This window comes from Ferrovibrio sp. GW821-FHT12E11 (genome assembly GCF_058806975.1).
In genome coordinates this window covers 3,201,174-3,217,869 of sequence record NZ_JBXAQG010000001.1, presented here as the reverse complement: position 1 = coordinate 3,217,869, position 16,696 = coordinate 3,201,174, and the positions used below count along the sequence as shown (strand labels likewise).

Sequence of the window (16,696 nt, the reverse complement as noted above, 5' to 3'; positions counted from 1 at the left end):
ACGTAACGCCTGAAGACGCGCGCCTTCCCGGATCTTGACTTTATTCCTTTATAATGTACGCTGTATGTTCCATATTGTCAATTCACCGATCTGCCGCTGATGAAAATCGTGAATACGAAAATATGCACGGGTATGAACGGCCCGTCTGGACAACGAGCGCGCGATCAAGACGCGATAAGACGGAATAAGCCCGAATAAGGATCGCATAAGCCGGTTTAAGCCCCGAACAAGACTCAACAGAGGCCGGATAAAACGAAATAAGCACCGAATAAGACGAGATAAGCCGGAATGGCCAAGCCATTACGTCGTGCGGATTCAGATGGCCCGCCGGACGACTACGTCGTCCGGACCCAGATGGCATTATCGTGGAAGGCGGCGCCGCCATTGGGCTGGGCAGCATCGGCGCCGGTCAGCGCATTGATGCCCATGCCGTCGACGAAGGCTTTGTGCGGCCAGATGCTTTCCACCACGGTCACGCCGCGCTGTACGCCCTTGTACAGCTTGGCATGGATGCGGATATTGCCGCGGCGGTTGCCGATACGCACCAGATCGCCATCGGCGATGCTCAACTCCGCCGCGTCGTCCGGATGGATGAACAGCGTCGGGCGGTGTTCCTTCTTGGTCGAGGTCGGCGTCTCGGTGAAGCTGGTGTTGAGGAAGTTGCGCGCCGGCGAAGTGATCATCCGGAAGGGATGCTCCGCCGTCGCCGTCTCGATGCTGAGCCAGTGATCGGGCAGCGCCGGCATGCCGGCAGGATTCGGACCCATCGCCGCCCAGTCGGGCTTGAAGCGGAACTTGCGGTCTGGCCAGTTGAACCCGTTGAGGAAATGCGCGGTGTCGAATTCAGGCTGGCAGTCATGCCATTTCTGTGCCCGCAGCGTCGCCACATCGGGCCAGTGTGACGCCTTCAGCGTGGCCTCGACGATCTCCTCGGCGGTCATGTCGAAGCCGGCATGTTTCGCGCCCAGGCGTCTGGCCAGCTCCGAGATGACATAATGATTCTCGCGCGCCTCGCCCGGCGCTTCCACCAGCTTCGGCCCCAGCAGGATATGCTGCTGTCCGCCGGCCTGGTAGATGTCGTCATGCTCGGTGAACATGGTGGCCGGCAGCACGATATCGGCCATCTTCGCGGTCGCGGTCATGAACTGCTCATGCACGCAGACGAACAGGTCCTCGCGTTCGAAGCCCTGCTTCACCAGCCAGGATTCCGGCGCCACTTCCATCGGATTGGTATTCTGGATCAGCAGCGCCTTGACCGGGCCGCCATGCCGCAGCGCTTCCGGATCTCCGGTCAGCACCGGGCCGATCTGCGACTGGTCGAGCAGGCGGACCTTCGGGTCCACCGCATCCAGCCCGTCGATCAGGGTCTTGTTCCAGTTGAAGATGGCGCCGTTGTTGTGGAAGGCGCCGCCGCCCTCGTATTTCCAGGCGCCGGTGACCGAGGCGATGCAGGTGGCGGCATGCATGTTGACCGCGCCGTTGCGGCTGCGGGCGAAGCCGTAGCCGAGCCGGAAGTAATGCCGGCGGCGCTCGCCCAGCAGATGCGCGAAGGCCTCGATCTCGGCAGCCGGAATGCCGGTGATGGCCTCGGCCCAGACGGGATCGCGCGACTGCAGATGCGCCTCCAGCTCGGCCGGCGCATCGGTGTAGCGCGCCATGTAGTCGCGGTCGGCGAGGTTGTCGCGGAACAGCACATGCATCACCGCGCAGGCCAGCGCACCGTCGGTGCCCGGCTTCACGATCAGGGCGATGTCGGCCTGTTCGGCGGTGGCATTGCGATAGGCGTCGATCACCACGATCTTGGCGCCGCGCTCTTTGCGGGCGCGGATCGCATGGGTCATCACGTTGACCTGCGTATGCACCGCGTTGGTGCCCCAGATGACGACCAGGTCGCTCTTGGCCATCTCGCGCGGGTCGGGGCCACTCAGATGCCCGGTCGCGGCGATGAAGCCGGCGCGCGCCAATGTGACGCAGATGGTGGAATGCTGGCCGGAATATTTCTTCACATGGCGCAGGCGATTGATGCCGTCACGCTGCACCAGGCCCATGGTGCCGGCATAGTAATAGGGCCAGACGCTTTCGCTGCCGAAGTCGCGCTCGGCCGCCAGCATGGCCTCGGCCGTGCGGTCCAGCGCCTCCTCCCAGGAGATCGGCGTGAACTGGCCGCTGCCCTTCGGGCCGGTGCGCAGCAGCGGCTGCAGCACCCGCTCCTTGTGGTTGGCGCGCTCGGCATAGCGCGCCACCTTGGCGCAGATCACGCCGGCCGTGTAGCTGTTGTCCTCGGCGCCGCGCACCTTACCGATGCGGCCGTCCGGCAGCAGCTCGATCTCCAGCGCGCAGGTCGACGGGCAGTCATGCGGGCAGGCGCTGTGGCCGACTTTTTTGGCTGGGGCAAAAGGCGCGTTCATCTCAGTCTGGCTGGGCTCAGGTCCTTCTCGGTCAGGCCGAGATCAGCCACATCCTGCGGCAAAGCCCGGCCCTGCGCCAGCGCCGATGCAACCCGGGCCATGGCGGCGGAGGTCTGGATACCATAGCCGCCCTGCCCCGCCAGCCAGAAGAAACCGGATTTCTGTTTGTCGAAGCCGCAAACCACCGTGCGGTCGGCGACGAAGCTGCGCAGGCCCGCCCATTTGGCGGCCAGGCGGCGAACCTGGAGCGTCGACACCGTCTCCAGCCGGTCGACCGCAATGGCGATGTCCATCTCGTCGGGCTGGGCGTCGGTCGGCTCGGAGTCCGTCTCGTCGCAGGGCGACAGCAGGATGCGGCCAGCGTCAGGTTTGAAGTACCACTCCTCGTCGGCATCGATCACCATCGGCCAGGCATGGATGTCGGCACCAGCCGGCGGATCGAAGGTGACGGCCGTGCGGCGCTTGGGCTTCAGGCCGATGGGGGTCGCACCGGCCATCGCGCCGATCACATCGGCCCAGGCACCAGCGGCGTTGATGACCACCGGCGCGCTGAAACTGCCCTTGCTGGTCTCGACCTGCCAATCGCCATTGATCTGGGACAGACCGGTGACTTCCGCATCGGTGATCATCCGGCCGCCGGCAGCGGTCATGCCGCGCAGCAGGCCGTTATGCAGGGCATGGACCTCGATATCCATGGCGTCGGGTTCGGCCAGCGCGCCGCCGCTGACGGCTTCGGGCTTCAGTACCGGCATCATTGCCTGGGTCTCGGCTGCGCCCAGACGCTTCACCGTCGGCACCAGCTTGCGCATGTCGTCGTATTTGCGGTCCAGTTCGGCGGCCTGTTCGGTGCTGCCGATATGCAGCGCGCCGCGCGGCGTCAGGATCGGCACGGAAGCGAAACCCGCCGGCGGGTTCATCAGGAAGTCGCGGCTGGCCACCGTGAGCGCGCGGATCGGCGCATTGCCATAGGTCTCGGCGAACAAAGCCGCCGAGCGGCCGGTGGTGTGATAGCCCGGCTGGCTCTCGCGTTCCAGCAGCACCACCGTCTTGCCGGCGCGCGCCAGTTCATAACCCGCGCCGGCGCCGGCGATACCGCCGCCGATAATCACAACGTCGCAACGATCCGTCATGCGGTCCTCTTCCAGTCCTGGGGAGCGCCGCGGCCGTCTTTCGCGCCGTCAGCGACTCACCGGACTATAGGACTCGCGGCAGGGCAGTACCAATGCCTTCAGGACATGGCCCGATACTGCGCCGTGTGTCTTCTACTCACACACCGCCAAAGCACAGGTATTTCAGCTCGACAAAGCTGTCGATGCCGTATTTCGAGCCTTCGCGGCCATGACCGGATTCCTTGATGCCGCCGAACGGCGCTTCCGCCGTGGAGATCAGGCCCTCGTTGATGCCGACCATGCCGTATTCCAGCTTCTCGGCCACACGCCAGGCGCGACCGATGTCGCGGCTGTAGAAATAGGCGGCCAGGCCATAGACCGTATCGTTGGCCAGCCGGATCGCATCGGCCTCGTCCTTGAACTTGTAGACCAGCGCGACGGGCCCGAAGATTTCCTCCTGCGCGGAATCCATCTGCGTGGTCGCATCGACGATCACGCTGGGCTGATAGAATGTACCACCCAGTTCGTGCCGTTCACCGCCGACCAACACCTTGGCACCCTTGGCCTTGGCATCGGCGACCAGACGCTCCACCTTGTCCAGCGCATCGGTATTGATCAGGGGGCCCTGGTTGACACCCTCGGTAAAACCCGGGCCGGTCTTCAGGATCTTCACGGCTTCGGTCAGCTTCTTGGCGAAGGCATCGTATACGCCCTCCTGCACGAAGAAGCGGTTGGTGCAGACGCAGGTCTGGCCGGTGTTGCGGTATTTCGAGATCATCGCACCGGCGACCGCCGCGTCGATATCGGCATCGTCGAAGACGATGAACGGCGCATTGCCGCCCAGTTCCAGCGACAGCTTCTTCAGCGTGTCCGAACTCTGGCGCATCAGGATCTTGCCGACTTCCGTGGAGCCGGTGAAGGAGACCTTGCGCACGATGGGATTGGTGGTCAGTTCTGTGCCGACTTCGGCGCCATGGGACGAGGTGATGACGTTGAACACGCCCTTCGGGATGCCGGCCTCGGCAGCCAGATGCGCCAGCGCCAGGGCACAGAGCGGCGTGTCCTCGGCCGGCTTGACCACCACGGTGCAGCCGGCGGCCAGCGCCGGCGCCACTTTGCGGGTGATCATGGCGATGGGGAAATTCCATGGCGTGATCGCGGCGACCACGCCGATCGGCTGCTTGATCACGACGATGCGTTTATCCGCCGCGTGGCCGGGGATGGTATCGCCATAGATGCGGCGGCCTTCCTCGGCGAACCATTCGACGAAGCTGGCCCCATAGGCCACTTCACCCTTGGCCTCGGCCAGCGGTTTGCCCTGCTCCAGCGTCATCAGCGCGCCGAGGTCATCCTGATGCTGCAGGATCAGGTCGTTCCACTTGCGCAGGATTGCCGCGCGCTGTTTGGCGGTCCGTCCGGCCCAGCCGGGGCCGGCGGCATGGGCGGCCTCGATGGCGCGCTTCGTCTCGGCCTTGCCCATATCCGGCACTTCGGCGATCAGGGCGCCATCGGCCGGATTGGTTACCTTGAAGCTCTTGCCGCTGTCCGCGCCTACCCAGGCCCCGTCGATATAGGCCTGACGGCGCAGCAGGTCGGCATGTTTGAGATGGGTCATGGCGAGGCTCCTTTTGCTTTGCGCGAAACGGTAGCGTCCCAAAGGCCGCGCTTCCAGAGGCAGGCTGTGACCGGAGCGTAATTTTGCCGGCTATTTCGCCAGGCGCCCGTCGCTCAGGGCGCGGGTCTCAAATGGAAAGACGATGCTGCGGTCAGATTTCAGCGGCGCGGCCTTGCCCTTGTCCTTGTAATCGATGCGGCCGAGCAGGTCGCGGATCAGGTTCAGGCGGGCGGTTTTCTTGTTATTCGCCGAAACGATGGTCCAGGGCGAAGCCCGTGTGCTGGTTTTCACCAGCATGGTGTCGCGCGCCCGGCTGTAATCTTTCCAGCGTTTCAGCGCCGCTTCGTCGATGGGGCTGATCTTCCACTGCTTGAGCGGATCCTTGCGCCGGTCATCCAACCGTCGTTTCTGCTCGGCACGGTCGATGTCGAGATAATACTTGAACAGGTGGATGCCGGAACGGATCAGCATATCTTCAAAAACCGGGACATCCCGCAGGAACCGCTTGTACTCCTCGTCGCTGCAGAATCCCATGACGCGCTCGACGCCGGCGCGGTTGTACCAGCTTCTGTTGAACAGCACGAAATCGCCGCCGGCCGGCAGATGCGCCACATAGCGCTGGAAATACCACTGGGTGTCTTCGCGGTCGGACGGCTTGCCCAGCGCCACCACCCGCGATTCACGCGGGTTCATATGCTCGAGGATGACCCGAATCATGCCGTCCTTGCCGGCACCATCGCGCCCTTCCAGCAGGACCAGCAGTGTCCCGCCCGTATTGATCAGATGGCGCTGCAGCCGCACCAGCTCGATCTGCAGGTTCCGCAGCTGATCGTCGTAGGTCGCCACGGCCGGCTTGCTGCTCACATCCCCTCCGGCAACGGGATGAACTCGGTTTCGCCCGGCACCTTGGCCCAGTTGCCGGCGCGCCAGTCGGCCTTGGCCTGCTCGATGCGGTCCTTGGACGACGAGACGAAGTTCCACCACAGATGCCGTTCGCCATCCAGCGGCGCGCCGCCCAGCAGCATCAATCGCGCCGCGCCGCGGGCCACGATCTTCGGGTCGGTGCCCGGCTTGAGCACCAGCATGGTGCCGCTTTCATAAACCTGGCCATCCAGGATCACTTCACCGATGGCGACATAAACCGCACGCTCCTCATAGTCCTGCGGCAGCGGCACGGTTGCGCCATCGCTGAGCTGGGCATCGATATAGAACATCGGCGCGAAGATCTGCGGCGGTGCTTCGGCACCGAAGGCCTTGCCGGCGATCAGGCGCAGGCGGGCGCCCGGTTTTTCGATCTCCGGCAGGCTGCTCGCCGGATGATGGTGGAAGGTCGGTTCGGTTTCCTCATGGCTCTGCGGCAGCGCGAACCAGGACTGGATGCCATGCAGGCCAGCGCCGCTTTTGCGGATCTCGTCGCGGGTGCGTTCGGAATGGGCGATGCCGCGGCCGGCCACCATCCAGTTGACGTCGCCGGGCCGGATCGGCTGCACCACGCCCAGACTGTCGCGATGCATGATCTCGCCTTCGAACAGGTAGGTCACGGTGGCCAGCCCGATATGCGGATGCGGCCGCACGTCCAGACCCTGGCCGGGCTCGAACCGGGCCGGACCCATATGGTCGAAGAAGACGAACGGACCGACATGCCGGCGCTTGGCCACCGGCAGGACGCGGCGGACGGTGAAGCCGTCCCCCAGGTCGCGCAGGCGCGGCACGATCAGCATATCGACGGAATCAGGCAGGGCGGCTTCGGACATCGGGACCTCATCTGGAGAGCCCCGAGACTAGCGCGATCCGTTCAGCCCTGCCAGCAGTCGCCTCCAGCGGCACCGCCCATCCGCGCCAGAAACAAAACCATGGGAAACGGTCGGCCCTGGATCAGTGGGTGGGGCCGAGGATCAGGTTCGGCAGGAACAGCGAGAACTGCGGCACATAGGTGACCAGGAACAGGGCCGCGATCAGGGCGCCGTAGAAGGGCCAGATCGTCTTCATCACATGGCCGATCGACACTTCGCCGATGGCGCAGCCGACGAACTGCGTGGTACCGACCGGTGGCGTGTTCAGGCCCAGCGCGCAGTTGATCAGCATCAGCATGCCGAACTGCACCGGACCCATGCCGTACTGCATGCAGATCGGCAGGAAGATCGGCGTGCAGATCAGGATGGTCGCCGCCATGTCGAGGAAGGTGCCAAGCACGAACAGGATCAGGTTGACCAGGAAAAACATCATCCACGGATTGGTGGTGATGCTGGCCAGCGCCTGGCCGGTCAGATCGGCGACACTGTACAGGCTGATCAGGTAGCCAAAGGTGTTCGATACGCCGATCAGCAGCAACACGATGCCAGTGGTTTTGACGGCTTTCGCCGCCGCCTTGATCAGCTGCTGCCAGGTCAGCGACTTGTAGAGCAGCGTCGCCAGCAGGATGGCATAGACCACCGCGATGGCCGCAGATTCGGTTGCCGTGAACACGCCGGTCAGGATGCCGGTGATGATGATCACCACCACGAACAGGCCCGGTATCGCCGCCGCACCCGAGCGCAGCACGACAGGCCAGCCCGGGAAGGTGCCGGCCGGATAGCCGCGCTTGATCGCCACCAGATAGGCGGCCACCAGCATGCAGAGCGTGAGCAGGGCCGCCGGGATCATGCCAGCCACAATCAGCGCCGCGATCGACACCTTGCCGCCGGCGGCCAGCGAGTAAATGATCATGTTGTGGCTGGTCGGCATCAGCGCGCCGACGAGCGAGGCATGGGTGGTGACGTTGACGGCGTAGTCCGCGTCATACCCTTCCTTCTTCATCATCGGAATCATCACGGCGCCCATGGCCGAGACATCGGCGACCGGCGAACCGGAGACGCCGCCGAACAGCGTACAGGCCACCACATTCGACATGCCGAGGCCGCCGCGGATATGGCCGACAAGGTTCTTGGCGAATTTCACGATGCGATCGGCGACGCCGCCGTAGAGCATCAGTTCACCGGCGAAGATGAAGAACGGGATCGCCAGGAAGGAAAAGATGTTCATGCCGGCAGCCATGCGCTGGAACACCACGGCCAGCGGCAGGCCTTCATAAACGATGGTGGCGATGGCCGAGAGACCGATGGCGAAGGCGACGGGAACGCCGAGAACCAGGAAGCCGAAGAAGCTGACGGCCAGAATTGTCAGTGCCATGACGGGCGAACCTCTTTGCCCGCAATCAGGGCCAGGATGTGCTCAAGCGAGAACAGGGTGATCAGCACGCCGGCCAGCGCCAGCGGGATATGGTTGAGGCCTTCGGACAGGCCGAGATTGGGAATCTTGTAGGGCATGACCGATTCCGCCAGCACCCAGGCATTCCAGCCCATGACGATGCCGAAGACGGCGACCATGACATGGATGATGATCTCTACCCAGACGCGGTGCCGTTCGGGCAGGATCATAATGAACACCGATTCCAGGCCGATATGGCCGGCATCGCGGACGCCGACAGCAGCGCCGAACATGGTGACATACAGCACGAGGACGAGCGCGAAACTCTCGGCCCAGGTCGGCGTGTCGTTCAGTACGTAACGGCCGAAGACCTGGTAGGTGACGACGGTGACGATGCCCAGCAGGCCCGTCACCGCCACATACATACAAAGCCGGGAGATCCAGGCGTTGATAGGACTTAACCAACTCAGCATGGATACTCCCGGCTTTGCTTGATACTACGCGACTTAGTTGGAGTCCTGGATGCGCTTGACCAGCGCCTGCAGTTTCGCGTCACCAGCGAACTTGGTGTAAACCGGCTGCATTGCGGCCTGGAACGCCTTCTTGTCGATGTCGGTCACGATCTGCGCGCCAGCGGCTTCCACCGTCTTGCGCGAGGCCGCTTCACGATCATCCCACTGCTTGCGCATGAAGGGCACCGACTCCTTGGCGGCCTTGCGGATCACGTCCTGCTCATCCTTCGCCAGGCCGTCCCAGACCCGCTTGGAGAAGACCAGCACTTCCGGCGCCAGCGAATGTTCGGTCATGCTGTAATACTTGGCCACTTCGTAATGACGCGAGCTGTCGTAGGACGGCCAGTTGTTCTCGGCCGCGTCGACAACACCGGTCTTCAGCGCGGTATAGACCTCGGCATAGGGCAGCGGCGTGGCATTGGCGCCCACCGCCTGCATGATGGCAACCCACATGTCAGATTGCTGCACGCGGATCTTGAGGCCCTTCATATCGTCAACGGTCTTGATCGGCTTCTTGGTGGTGTAGAAGCTGCGCGCGCCGCTGTCATAGAAGGCCAGGCCGATGAAGCCCTGTGGCTCCAGCGACTTCAGGATGTCCTCGCCGATCGGGCCGTCCAGCACACTGCGCATGTGGGCGGTCGACTTGAAGACGAAGGGCAGCGCCGGGACGATGGTCTCGGGCGCGATGTTGTTGAAGGCCGAACTGTTGACGCGCACCATGTCGAGCGCGCCGAGCTTGGTCTGTTCAATCGTGTCTTTTTCCGAACCGAGCGCGCTCTGGCCGAACACCTTGACGCCGTGCTTGCCGCCGGTGCGCTCGCTGATCAGCTTGCCCATCTGGATGACCGCCGTGACGGTCGGATAGTCCATCGGATGCACGTCCGAGGAGCGGAATTCCTTGGCCGAGGCCGCGCCGGCAAAACCGGCGGCCACCGCCAGCCCGAGCAGGGCGCGAGTTGCTACGCGAGTCGTCATTTTTGATCTCCTCCCTAGCGGATCGGTCGATATGCCGATCCGGTTGCGACACTTTGTTAGTCGTCGTGTCATCATACAACACTTCTGCGAATTGAAGTCAACGGCGATCCAGAGGGCTGAGAAAATTTCGACAATCGACCTTCGATTAATGGCCAATTATATGGGTATTTTATGCTGCGCCGCAGCGAATCGGTTTTCCTGGGCTCCTATATCCCGGCTCGTGGAAAAACCCATTACCCATCAGTTGTCATACAAGCTGAAGGATGCTAATCCTCGTTTCGACCAATGGAGGACGCCCTGTGACGGCACTGCGCCGACGCGAAACCCTGACCTCGCAGCTGAGCAAATCGCTGACCGAGCGCATCGCCAAAGGCGCGCTCAAGCCAGGCGACAAACTGCCCAGCGAGCAGGAGCTGATCGAGGAATTCGGCGTCAGCCGCACGGTGGTGCGCGAGGCGATCTCGTCTTTACGCGCTGCCGGCCTTGTCGCCACCCAGCAAGGCGTTGGTGCTTTCGTGCAGCCGGGCGCCGCCACGCAGCCCTTCCGGATCGACGAATCCAATCTCGACCTCATCAAAGAGGTCATCAATGTGCTGGAGCTGCGCACCGGCCTGGAGGCCGAAGCCGCAGCGCTGGCCGCCCAGCGCCGCAAGCCCGAGCATCTGGAAGCCATGCGTGCTGCGCTAGACCGTATGACGGCCGCCATTGCGGCTTCCGAAGATGCCGTGGCGCCGGATCTGGATTTCCACCAGACCATCGCCGAGGCCACCGGCAACCAGCATTTCACCCATCTGTTCAACTATCTCGGCGCGCTGATGATCCCGCGCGCCCGCGTGCAGACTTTCCGCTTCTTCGCCGATGACCGCACCGCCTATCTGAACCGTGTCAACGGCGAACATGAAGACATCTATCAGGCGATCTTCCGCCAGGACACCGACGCCGCCCGCTCGGCCATGCGCCTGCATCTGAGCAACAGCCGCGAACGCCTGCGCAAGGCGATGGAGCAGACGCGGGAACAACCCGCGCCGCGCCGCTGAAACCCCGACATTCGATTGGTTCTTAGATAAGGTGAGATAATGGAACCCAGTGCTCTCAAGGCCGCGATTTCCACCGGCCTGCTGTCTTTCCCGGTGACCGATTTCGACGCCGCCGGCAATTTCGAGCCGAAAGGCTATCGCCGCCGCCTGGAATGGCTCGCCCCCTATGGCGCCACCGCGCTGTTTGCCGCCGGTGGCACCGGCGAGTTCTTCTCGCTGGCGCCCGATGAATACAGTGCCGTGGTGAAAACCGCTGTCGATACCTGCAAAGGCAAGGTGCCGATCATCGCCGGCACCGGCTACGGCACCCGCCAGGCGATTCAATATGCCCAGGAAGCCGAACGCCTCGGCGCTGCCGGCCTGCTGGTGCTGCCGCATTACCTGGTCGAAGCCGATGCCGATGGCATCAGCCGCCATGTCGCCGCGATCTGCAAAAGCGTGAAGATCGGCGTCATCGTCTACAATCGCGGCGTCTGCCGCCTGGGACCCGATCACCTCGCGCGGCTGGCGGACCAGTGCCCGAACCTGATCGGCTTCAAGGACGGCATCGGCGATCTGGAACTCATGGTTGCCGTGCGCCGCAAGATGGGCGACCGCTTCACCTATCTGGGCGGGCTGCCGACTGCCGAATTCTTCGCCGCGCCCTACAAGGCGATGGGCGTACCGGTCTATTCTTCGGCCGTGTTCAATTTCATTCCGAAGACGGCGATGGATTTCTACCGTGCCATTGCCAAGGATGACGTTGCCACGTCGACCCGCATCCTCGACGACTTCTTCATGCCCTATTCGACGATCCGCAACCGTCGCCCGGGCTATGCCATCAGCATCATCAAGGCCGGCGCCCGCCTGGTCGGTTATGATGCCGGTCCGGTGCGCACGCCGCTGGTCGACTGCAGCGAGGAAGAGCATGCCATGCTCAAGGTGCTGATCGACAAGATGGGTCCGCAGTAAGACGGTCTGGGAGGATCATTCATGAAACGCGTTCTGCTTACCGGTGCCAGCGGCGGTGTCGGCACCCGCCTGCGCCAGCTGCTGAAACCGCTCTATCCGGAGCTGGTGCTGAGCGATCTCAAGGCGCCGGCTGATCTGCGCAGCGACGAGGAGTTCATCGCCGCCGATCTGGCCGATTACGCCGCCGTCGAAAAAATGCTCAAGGGCGTGGATGGCATCGTGCATCTGGGCGGATTCTCGGTGGAAGGCCCCTGGGAAACCATCCTGAATGCCAACATCATCGGCTGCTACAACCTGTTCGAAGCCGCTCACAAGGCCGGCACGCAACGCGTGGTCTTTGCCTCGTCCAACCATGTGATGGGTTTCCATCCGCGCAGCGAAAAGATCGGCATCGAAGCGGTGCCGAAGCCTGACACCCGCTACGGCCTGAGCAAGCTGTTCGGCGAAGGTCTCGGCGCGCTCTATGCCCACAAGCATGGCATGGGCGTGCTGTCGATCCGCATTGGCAATTTCGGCGACAAGCCGCTGGACCAGCGCCGCCTGTCGATCTGGCTGCGGCCCGACGATCTGGTGCAGCTCATCCGTCTCGGCCTGGAGAAACCCGATCTGGTTTATGAAGTCGTCTACGGTATGTCGGACAACAAGCGCGCCTGGTGGGATAACGCCCATGCGCTGAAGCTGGGCTACAAGCCGGGCGGCCAGTCGGAAGACTTCGCCGCCGAAGCACTGGAAGCGCAGAAAGTCCTGCCCAAGGATCCGATCGGCGATTACTTCCAGGGTGGCACGCCGTTCTGCAGCCAGGAATTCGACGGCGATTTCGAGAAACTGAAAAAGTAACGCGTTCCATGCGCATCAAAAGCGTCGATACGGTCACGCTGAAGATTCCCTTCAGCGATCTCTACGAGGGGCCACGGGCCAAGCGCCGCGGCTGGACCGAATTCGACACCCTTTTGGTGCGCATCGAAACCGAAGACGGCCTGGTCGGCTGGGGCGAGGCGTTTTCCTATGGCTGCGCCTCAGCGGTGCGGGCGCTGTTGCAGGATACGGTGGTACCGCTGGTTGTCGGGCAGGAGATCGCGGATGTCGCCGCCTTCACCCTGAAGCTGCAGCAGGACCTGCATATCTGGGGCCGTTACGGCATCACCATCTTCGCCATCTCCGGCATCGATATCGCGCTCTGGGACCTGGCCGCGAAACAGGCCGGCAAAAGCCTGTCGGCGCATCTGGGCGGGCGGGTACGCGACAGTGTTACGGCCTATGCCAGCCTGGTGCGCTATGGCGGTGCCGAGCCGATTGCCGCGATGACCCGGCGTGCCGTCGCCGAAGGCTTCCGCGATATCAAACTGCACGAGATCGCCTATGAGCCGATTGCCGCCGCCCGCGCCGCCATCGGGCCGGAAATTCGCCTGACCACCGATGTGAACTGCGCCTGGAGCTTGGCCGAGGCCGAAGACCTGCTGCCAAAGATGAAGGCGCTCGATCTCTACTGGGTGGAGGAACCCACCTTCCCCCCTGAGGATTACGAAACCCACAAGGCGCTTAGCCGCTTTGGCGTTGCGCTCTCGGCCGGCGAAAATGCCTGCACCGCGATGGAATTCACCCGGCTCTCGGCTGCCCTGACCTTCCCGCAGCCCAGCGTGATCAAGATCGGCGGCGTCAGTGAATTCATCAAGGCGACCCGGCATGCCGCCAGCTTAAGCAAGACCGTGATGCCGCATTCGCCCTATTTCGGCCCCGGCTACTGGGCAACGCTGCAACTGGCCGCCCATCTCGAAGCCGTCGGCCTGTTCGAATACATGTATGTGAAGCCCGAAGCCTATAGTGGCTGCGACATCCCACTACCGCAGCAGGGGCGTATCAGCATTCCCGATGCACCCGGCATCGGCTTCGTTCCCGATGAAGACACCCTGCGGCGCTATCGCGTCGCTTAGAGAATACCTGGAGGATGGATATGGACTATACCCGCGTCTTCACCGGCCCGAAGCCGAAGCTGCAGATGCCCAAAGGGGCCTGCGACACCCATATCCATTTCTACGATGACCGCTACACGACGCTGCCCAACACACCGACACCGCCAGCGGTGGGCGTACCGGAATATCGTCAGGTGATGGACTGGCTGGGCATCGAGCGCGTGATCGTCGTCCAGGCCAACGCCTATGGCGACGACAACCGCCTGGTGATGGATACCACCGCCGAGCTGGGCCACGACAAGGCGCGCGCCGTGGTGGTGGTGAAACCCGGTGTCGCCGATGCCGAACTGCAGCGCCTGACCGCTGGTGGCGCCCGCGGCATCCGCATCATGAACCTGCTGGGCGGCACGCTGGGCCTGAACGTGGCCGAGGAAATGGCCGGCCGCATCAAGCCGTTTGGCTGGAGCATGCTGCTGCAGCTCAATGGCCGCGAACTGCCCGAGCATGAGGCGATGATCAAGCGCCTGCCGGTGAAGATCGTCATCGATCATATCGGCAAGTTCATCGATCCGGTGCCGGTGGACCATCCGTCCTTCCAATGCCTGCTGCGCCTGATCGATACCGGCAATGTCTGGGTCAAGCTGGCCGGCTGTTACGAGACCTCGCTGACCGGCAAGCCGCATTACGAGGATGTCGGCGTCATCGCCAGGGCACTGATCAAGCACGCTCCCGAGCGTATGATCTGGGCCAGCAACTTCCCCCATGCCCAGGCCAGCAAATTCGGCTACCCCGACGAGTCCAAACTGCTTGACCTGCTGCTCGACTGGGCCCCGAACGAGGCCGACCGGCAGAAAATCTTCACGGCTAACCCCGCGGAATTGTACGGCTTCTGACCATCACCGGTTATTTCGCTTGACGCGGGACGGCGGTGGGCCCATATACCGCCTGCCGTCCACGGACTGATTCCAGCGTCGATGGCCTTTCGCGCCTGGCCGCGTGAACGAAGAGCGCTCCAACTGCTCCTTCGTCCTGCCAGCGCCTTCAGTCTCTTCATATACGACCCAGGTCACGCGGGGCGTTTCATCGGTCCCCGCGTATGACCGTTGCGCTGCTGGCGATTCCCGCCCCGCGCCGTCGTATGCCTTGTTTCAAGGATTCCCCTTTGACCAGTTTCAATGACCTCGGCCTCAACCAGGCCCTGCTCAATGCCATTACCGCCGGCAAATACACCCAGCCCACGCCGATCCAGACCCAGGCCATTCCGCCGGTGCTCGCCGGCCGCGATCTGCTGGGTATCGCCCAGACCGGCACCGGCAAGACTGCTGCCTTCGCCCTACCGATCCTGCATCGTCTGGCCGCCGGCAACCGTCGCCCGGCACCGAAGACCTGCCGCGCACTGATCCTGAGCCCGACCCGCGAGCTGGCCTCGCAGATCGCCGACAAGTTCCGCGCCTATGGCCGCGAGACCAACCTGAATGTCGTCACCGTCTTCGGCGGCGTCGGCATGAACCCGCAGACCCAGGCGCTGGCGCGCGGCGTCGATGTGCTCGTCGCCACGCCTGGCCGCCTGATCGACCATATGCAGCAGGGTCACCTGCGTCTCGACCAGGTCGAGACCGTGGTGCTGGACGAAGCCGACCAGATGCTGGACCTCGGCTTCGTGCATGCCATCAAGCGTATCTCGCAGGCCCTGCCGAAGGTGCGCCAGAGCCTGTTCTTCTCGGCCACCATGCCGCAGACCATCGGCCAGCTCGCTGCCGGCTTCCTGAAGGATCCGGTCAAAGTGGAAGTGACCCCGGTCGCCACCACCGCCGAGCGCGTCGAACAGCAGGTGATCTTCATCGAGGCCGAGCGCAAGCGTGCGCTGCTGGCTGAGATCATGACCGATCCGGCCATCACCCGCGCCCTGGTCTTCACCCGTACCAAGCATGGTGCCGACCGCGTCGCCCGCCATCTGGTCGGTGGCGGCGTGCCGGCCGCGGCCATCCACGGCAACAAGTCGCAGAGCCAGCGCGAGCGGGCTTTGGCCGACTTCAAGGCCGGCCGCATCCGCGTGCTGGTCGCCACCGACATTGCCGCCCGCGGCATCGATGTCACCGGCGTCAGCCATGTGGTGAATTTCGAACTGCCGAACGTGCCGGAAAGCTACGTCCATCGCATCGGCCGCACGGCCCGCGCCGGCGCGGCCGGCCAGGCGATCTCGCTTTGCGCCCAGGACGAGCGTCCCTACCTGCGCGATATCGAGCGGATCACCCGCCAGCGCATCGAGTCGACCGACCGTCGCGGCGATGCCAAGCTGGCAGCCGCCACGGCTGCCGAGCCGAAGGGCGAAAACCGCCCGCAGCAACAGCGCCCGCATGGCCAGAACCGCAACAATCCGCGCGGCAACGGTCAGCGTCACGGCGGCCAGCGCTCGGAAGGCGGCCGCGGCGACGGCCAGCGTCCGCAGCAGCAGCGCCAGGGCCAGCGCCCCAATGGCGGTCATCGCGGCGGCCAGCAGGCCAAAGCGACCACCCACTGATCCGCACCTGCATCTGATACGGAAACGGCGCCTTCACGGCGCCGTTTTCATTTGCCCTGCCTGCGTGACGCGGCCTCAGGTCTTGAGGCCGTCCTTTTCCATCTGCACGAACACCTCTTCGGCCCAGTGCATGGCACTGTTGCCGGCCGGCACGCCGCAATAGATCGAAGCCTGCAGGATGACCTCCTTAAGATCGTCGCGGGTCAGGCCGTTGTTGAAAGCGGCCTTCACATGCAGCTTGAACTCGTCCGGGCGATTGAGCGCGATCATCATCGACAATGTCATGCAACTGCGCGTCTTCCGCTCCAGGCCGGGCCGGGTCCAGACTTCGCCCCAGGCATAGCGGGTGATGAAATTTTGGAATTCCTCGTTGAACGGCGTGATCTTGGCGAGCGAGCGGTCAACATGGGTATCGCCCAGAACCGCACGCCGCACCGTCATGCCGGCGCCGTAACGCTGCTTGTCATCCATT

Annotated in this window: 15 protein-coding genes; 6 read left to right on the top strand and 9 right to left on the bottom strand. The window is 63.6% G+C overall.

Annotated elements, in window-relative coordinates; translation table 11 throughout:
• Positions 1–335: 335 nt before the first annotated feature.
• The 8 genes from AC1ROT_RS15980 to AC1ROT_RS15945 all read right to left on the bottom strand — a co-directional run bounded on the left by AC1ROT_RS15980 (position 336) and on the right by AC1ROT_RS15945 (position 9,805).
• The gene (locus tag AC1ROT_RS15980; RefSeq protein ID WP_493000159.1) at positions 336–2,408 is read right to left on the bottom strand and encodes a molybdopterin-containing oxidoreductase family protein; all 2,073 of its coding nucleotides are present in this window, start codon (positions 2,406–2,408) and stop codon (positions 336–338) included.
• Complete coding sequence (locus AC1ROT_RS15975; RefSeq protein ID WP_493000157.1) at positions 2,405–3,538, bottom strand: NAD(P)/FAD-dependent oxidoreductase; 1,134 nt, start codon at positions 3,536–3,538, stop codon at positions 2,405–2,407. Before AC1ROT_RS15975 ends, AC1ROT_RS15980 begins: the two co-directional genes overlap by 4 nt.
• A gap of 136 nt (positions 3,539–3,674) precedes the next feature.
• The gene (locus AC1ROT_RS15970; protein WP_493000156.1) at positions 3,675–5,132 is read right to left on the bottom strand and encodes an NAD-dependent succinate-semialdehyde dehydrogenase; all 1,458 of its coding nucleotides are present in this window, start codon (positions 5,130–5,132) and stop codon (positions 3,675–3,677) included.
• A 90-nt stretch (positions 5,133–5,222) separates the two neighbouring features.
• On the bottom strand, positions 5,223–5,996 hold the full coding sequence (gene ppk2, locus AC1ROT_RS15965; RefSeq protein ID WP_493000154.1) for a polyphosphate kinase 2: 774 nt from the start codon (positions 5,994–5,996) through the stop codon (positions 5,223–5,225).
• The gene (locus AC1ROT_RS15960) at positions 5,993–6,886 is read right to left on the bottom strand and encodes a pirin family protein (RefSeq protein WP_493000153.1); all 894 of its coding nucleotides are present in this window, start codon (positions 6,884–6,886) and stop codon (positions 5,993–5,995) included. Before AC1ROT_RS15960 ends, ppk2 begins: the two co-directional genes overlap by 4 nt.
• Before the next feature lie 121 nt (positions 6,887–7,007).
• Positions 7,008–8,300, bottom strand: a complete 1,293-nt coding sequence (locus AC1ROT_RS15955; RefSeq protein WP_492971583.1) for a TRAP transporter large permease — start codon at positions 8,298–8,300, stop codon at positions 7,008–7,010.
• Positions 8,291–8,731, bottom strand: coding sequence for a TRAP transporter small permease (locus AC1ROT_RS15950; RefSeq protein ID WP_492971584.1), 441 nt, complete (start codon positions 8,729–8,731; stop codon positions 8,291–8,293). The genes AC1ROT_RS15955 and AC1ROT_RS15950 overlap by 10 nt, the downstream gene beginning before the upstream one ends.
• Positions 8,732–8,824: 93 nt before the next feature.
• Positions 8,825–9,805 carry a TRAP transporter substrate-binding protein gene (locus AC1ROT_RS15945; RefSeq protein WP_493000152.1) on the bottom strand — a complete coding sequence of 327 codons (981 nt, stop codon included), beginning with the start codon at positions 9,803–9,805 and terminating at the stop codon, positions 8,825–8,827.
• Between the two features lie 299 nt (positions 9,806–10,104).
• Here AC1ROT_RS15945 and AC1ROT_RS15940 point away from each other — a divergent pair, with 299 nt between their 5' ends.
• The 6 genes from AC1ROT_RS15940 (at position 10,105) to AC1ROT_RS15915 (ending at position 16,224) form a co-directional block, all read left to right on the top strand.
• Positions 10,105–10,842, top strand: coding sequence for a FadR/GntR family transcriptional regulator (locus AC1ROT_RS15940; RefSeq protein ID WP_492971586.1), 738 nt, complete (start codon positions 10,105–10,107; stop codon positions 10,840–10,842).
• Between the two features lie 39 nt (positions 10,843–10,881).
• Positions 10,882–11,793, top strand: coding sequence for a 5-dehydro-4-deoxyglucarate dehydratase (gene kdgD, locus AC1ROT_RS15935; RefSeq protein WP_492971587.1), 912 nt, complete (start codon positions 10,882–10,884; stop codon positions 11,791–11,793).
• 21 nt (positions 11,794–11,814) lie between these two features.
• A complete protein-coding gene (locus AC1ROT_RS15930; protein WP_493000151.1) occupies positions 11,815–12,630 on the top strand; it encodes an NAD-dependent epimerase/dehydratase family protein in 816 nt (271 codons plus the stop codon).
• A gap of 8 nt (positions 12,631–12,638) precedes the next feature.
• A complete protein-coding gene (locus AC1ROT_RS15925; RefSeq protein WP_493000149.1) occupies positions 12,639–13,724 on the top strand; it encodes a mandelate racemase/muconate lactonizing enzyme family protein in 1,086 nt (361 codons plus the stop codon).
• 20 nt (positions 13,725–13,744) lie between these two features.
• Positions 13,745–14,596, top strand: coding sequence for an amidohydrolase family protein (locus AC1ROT_RS15920; RefSeq protein WP_492971590.1), 852 nt, complete (start codon positions 13,745–13,747; stop codon positions 14,594–14,596).
• Between the two features lie 269 nt (positions 14,597–14,865).
• Positions 14,866–16,224: a DEAD/DEAH box helicase gene (locus AC1ROT_RS15915; RefSeq protein ID WP_492971591.1), complete on the top strand. Its 1,359-nt coding sequence runs from the start codon at positions 14,866–14,868 to the stop codon at positions 16,222–16,224.
• A 75-nt stretch (positions 16,225–16,299) separates the two neighbouring features.
• Here the strand turns inward: AC1ROT_RS15915 and pcaC are convergent, their stop codons facing one another.
• A complete protein-coding gene (gene pcaC, locus AC1ROT_RS15910; protein WP_492971592.1) occupies positions 16,300–16,695 on the bottom strand; it encodes a 4-carboxymuconolactone decarboxylase in 396 nt (131 codons plus the stop codon).
• Between the last annotated feature and the right edge of the window lies 1 nt (position 16,696).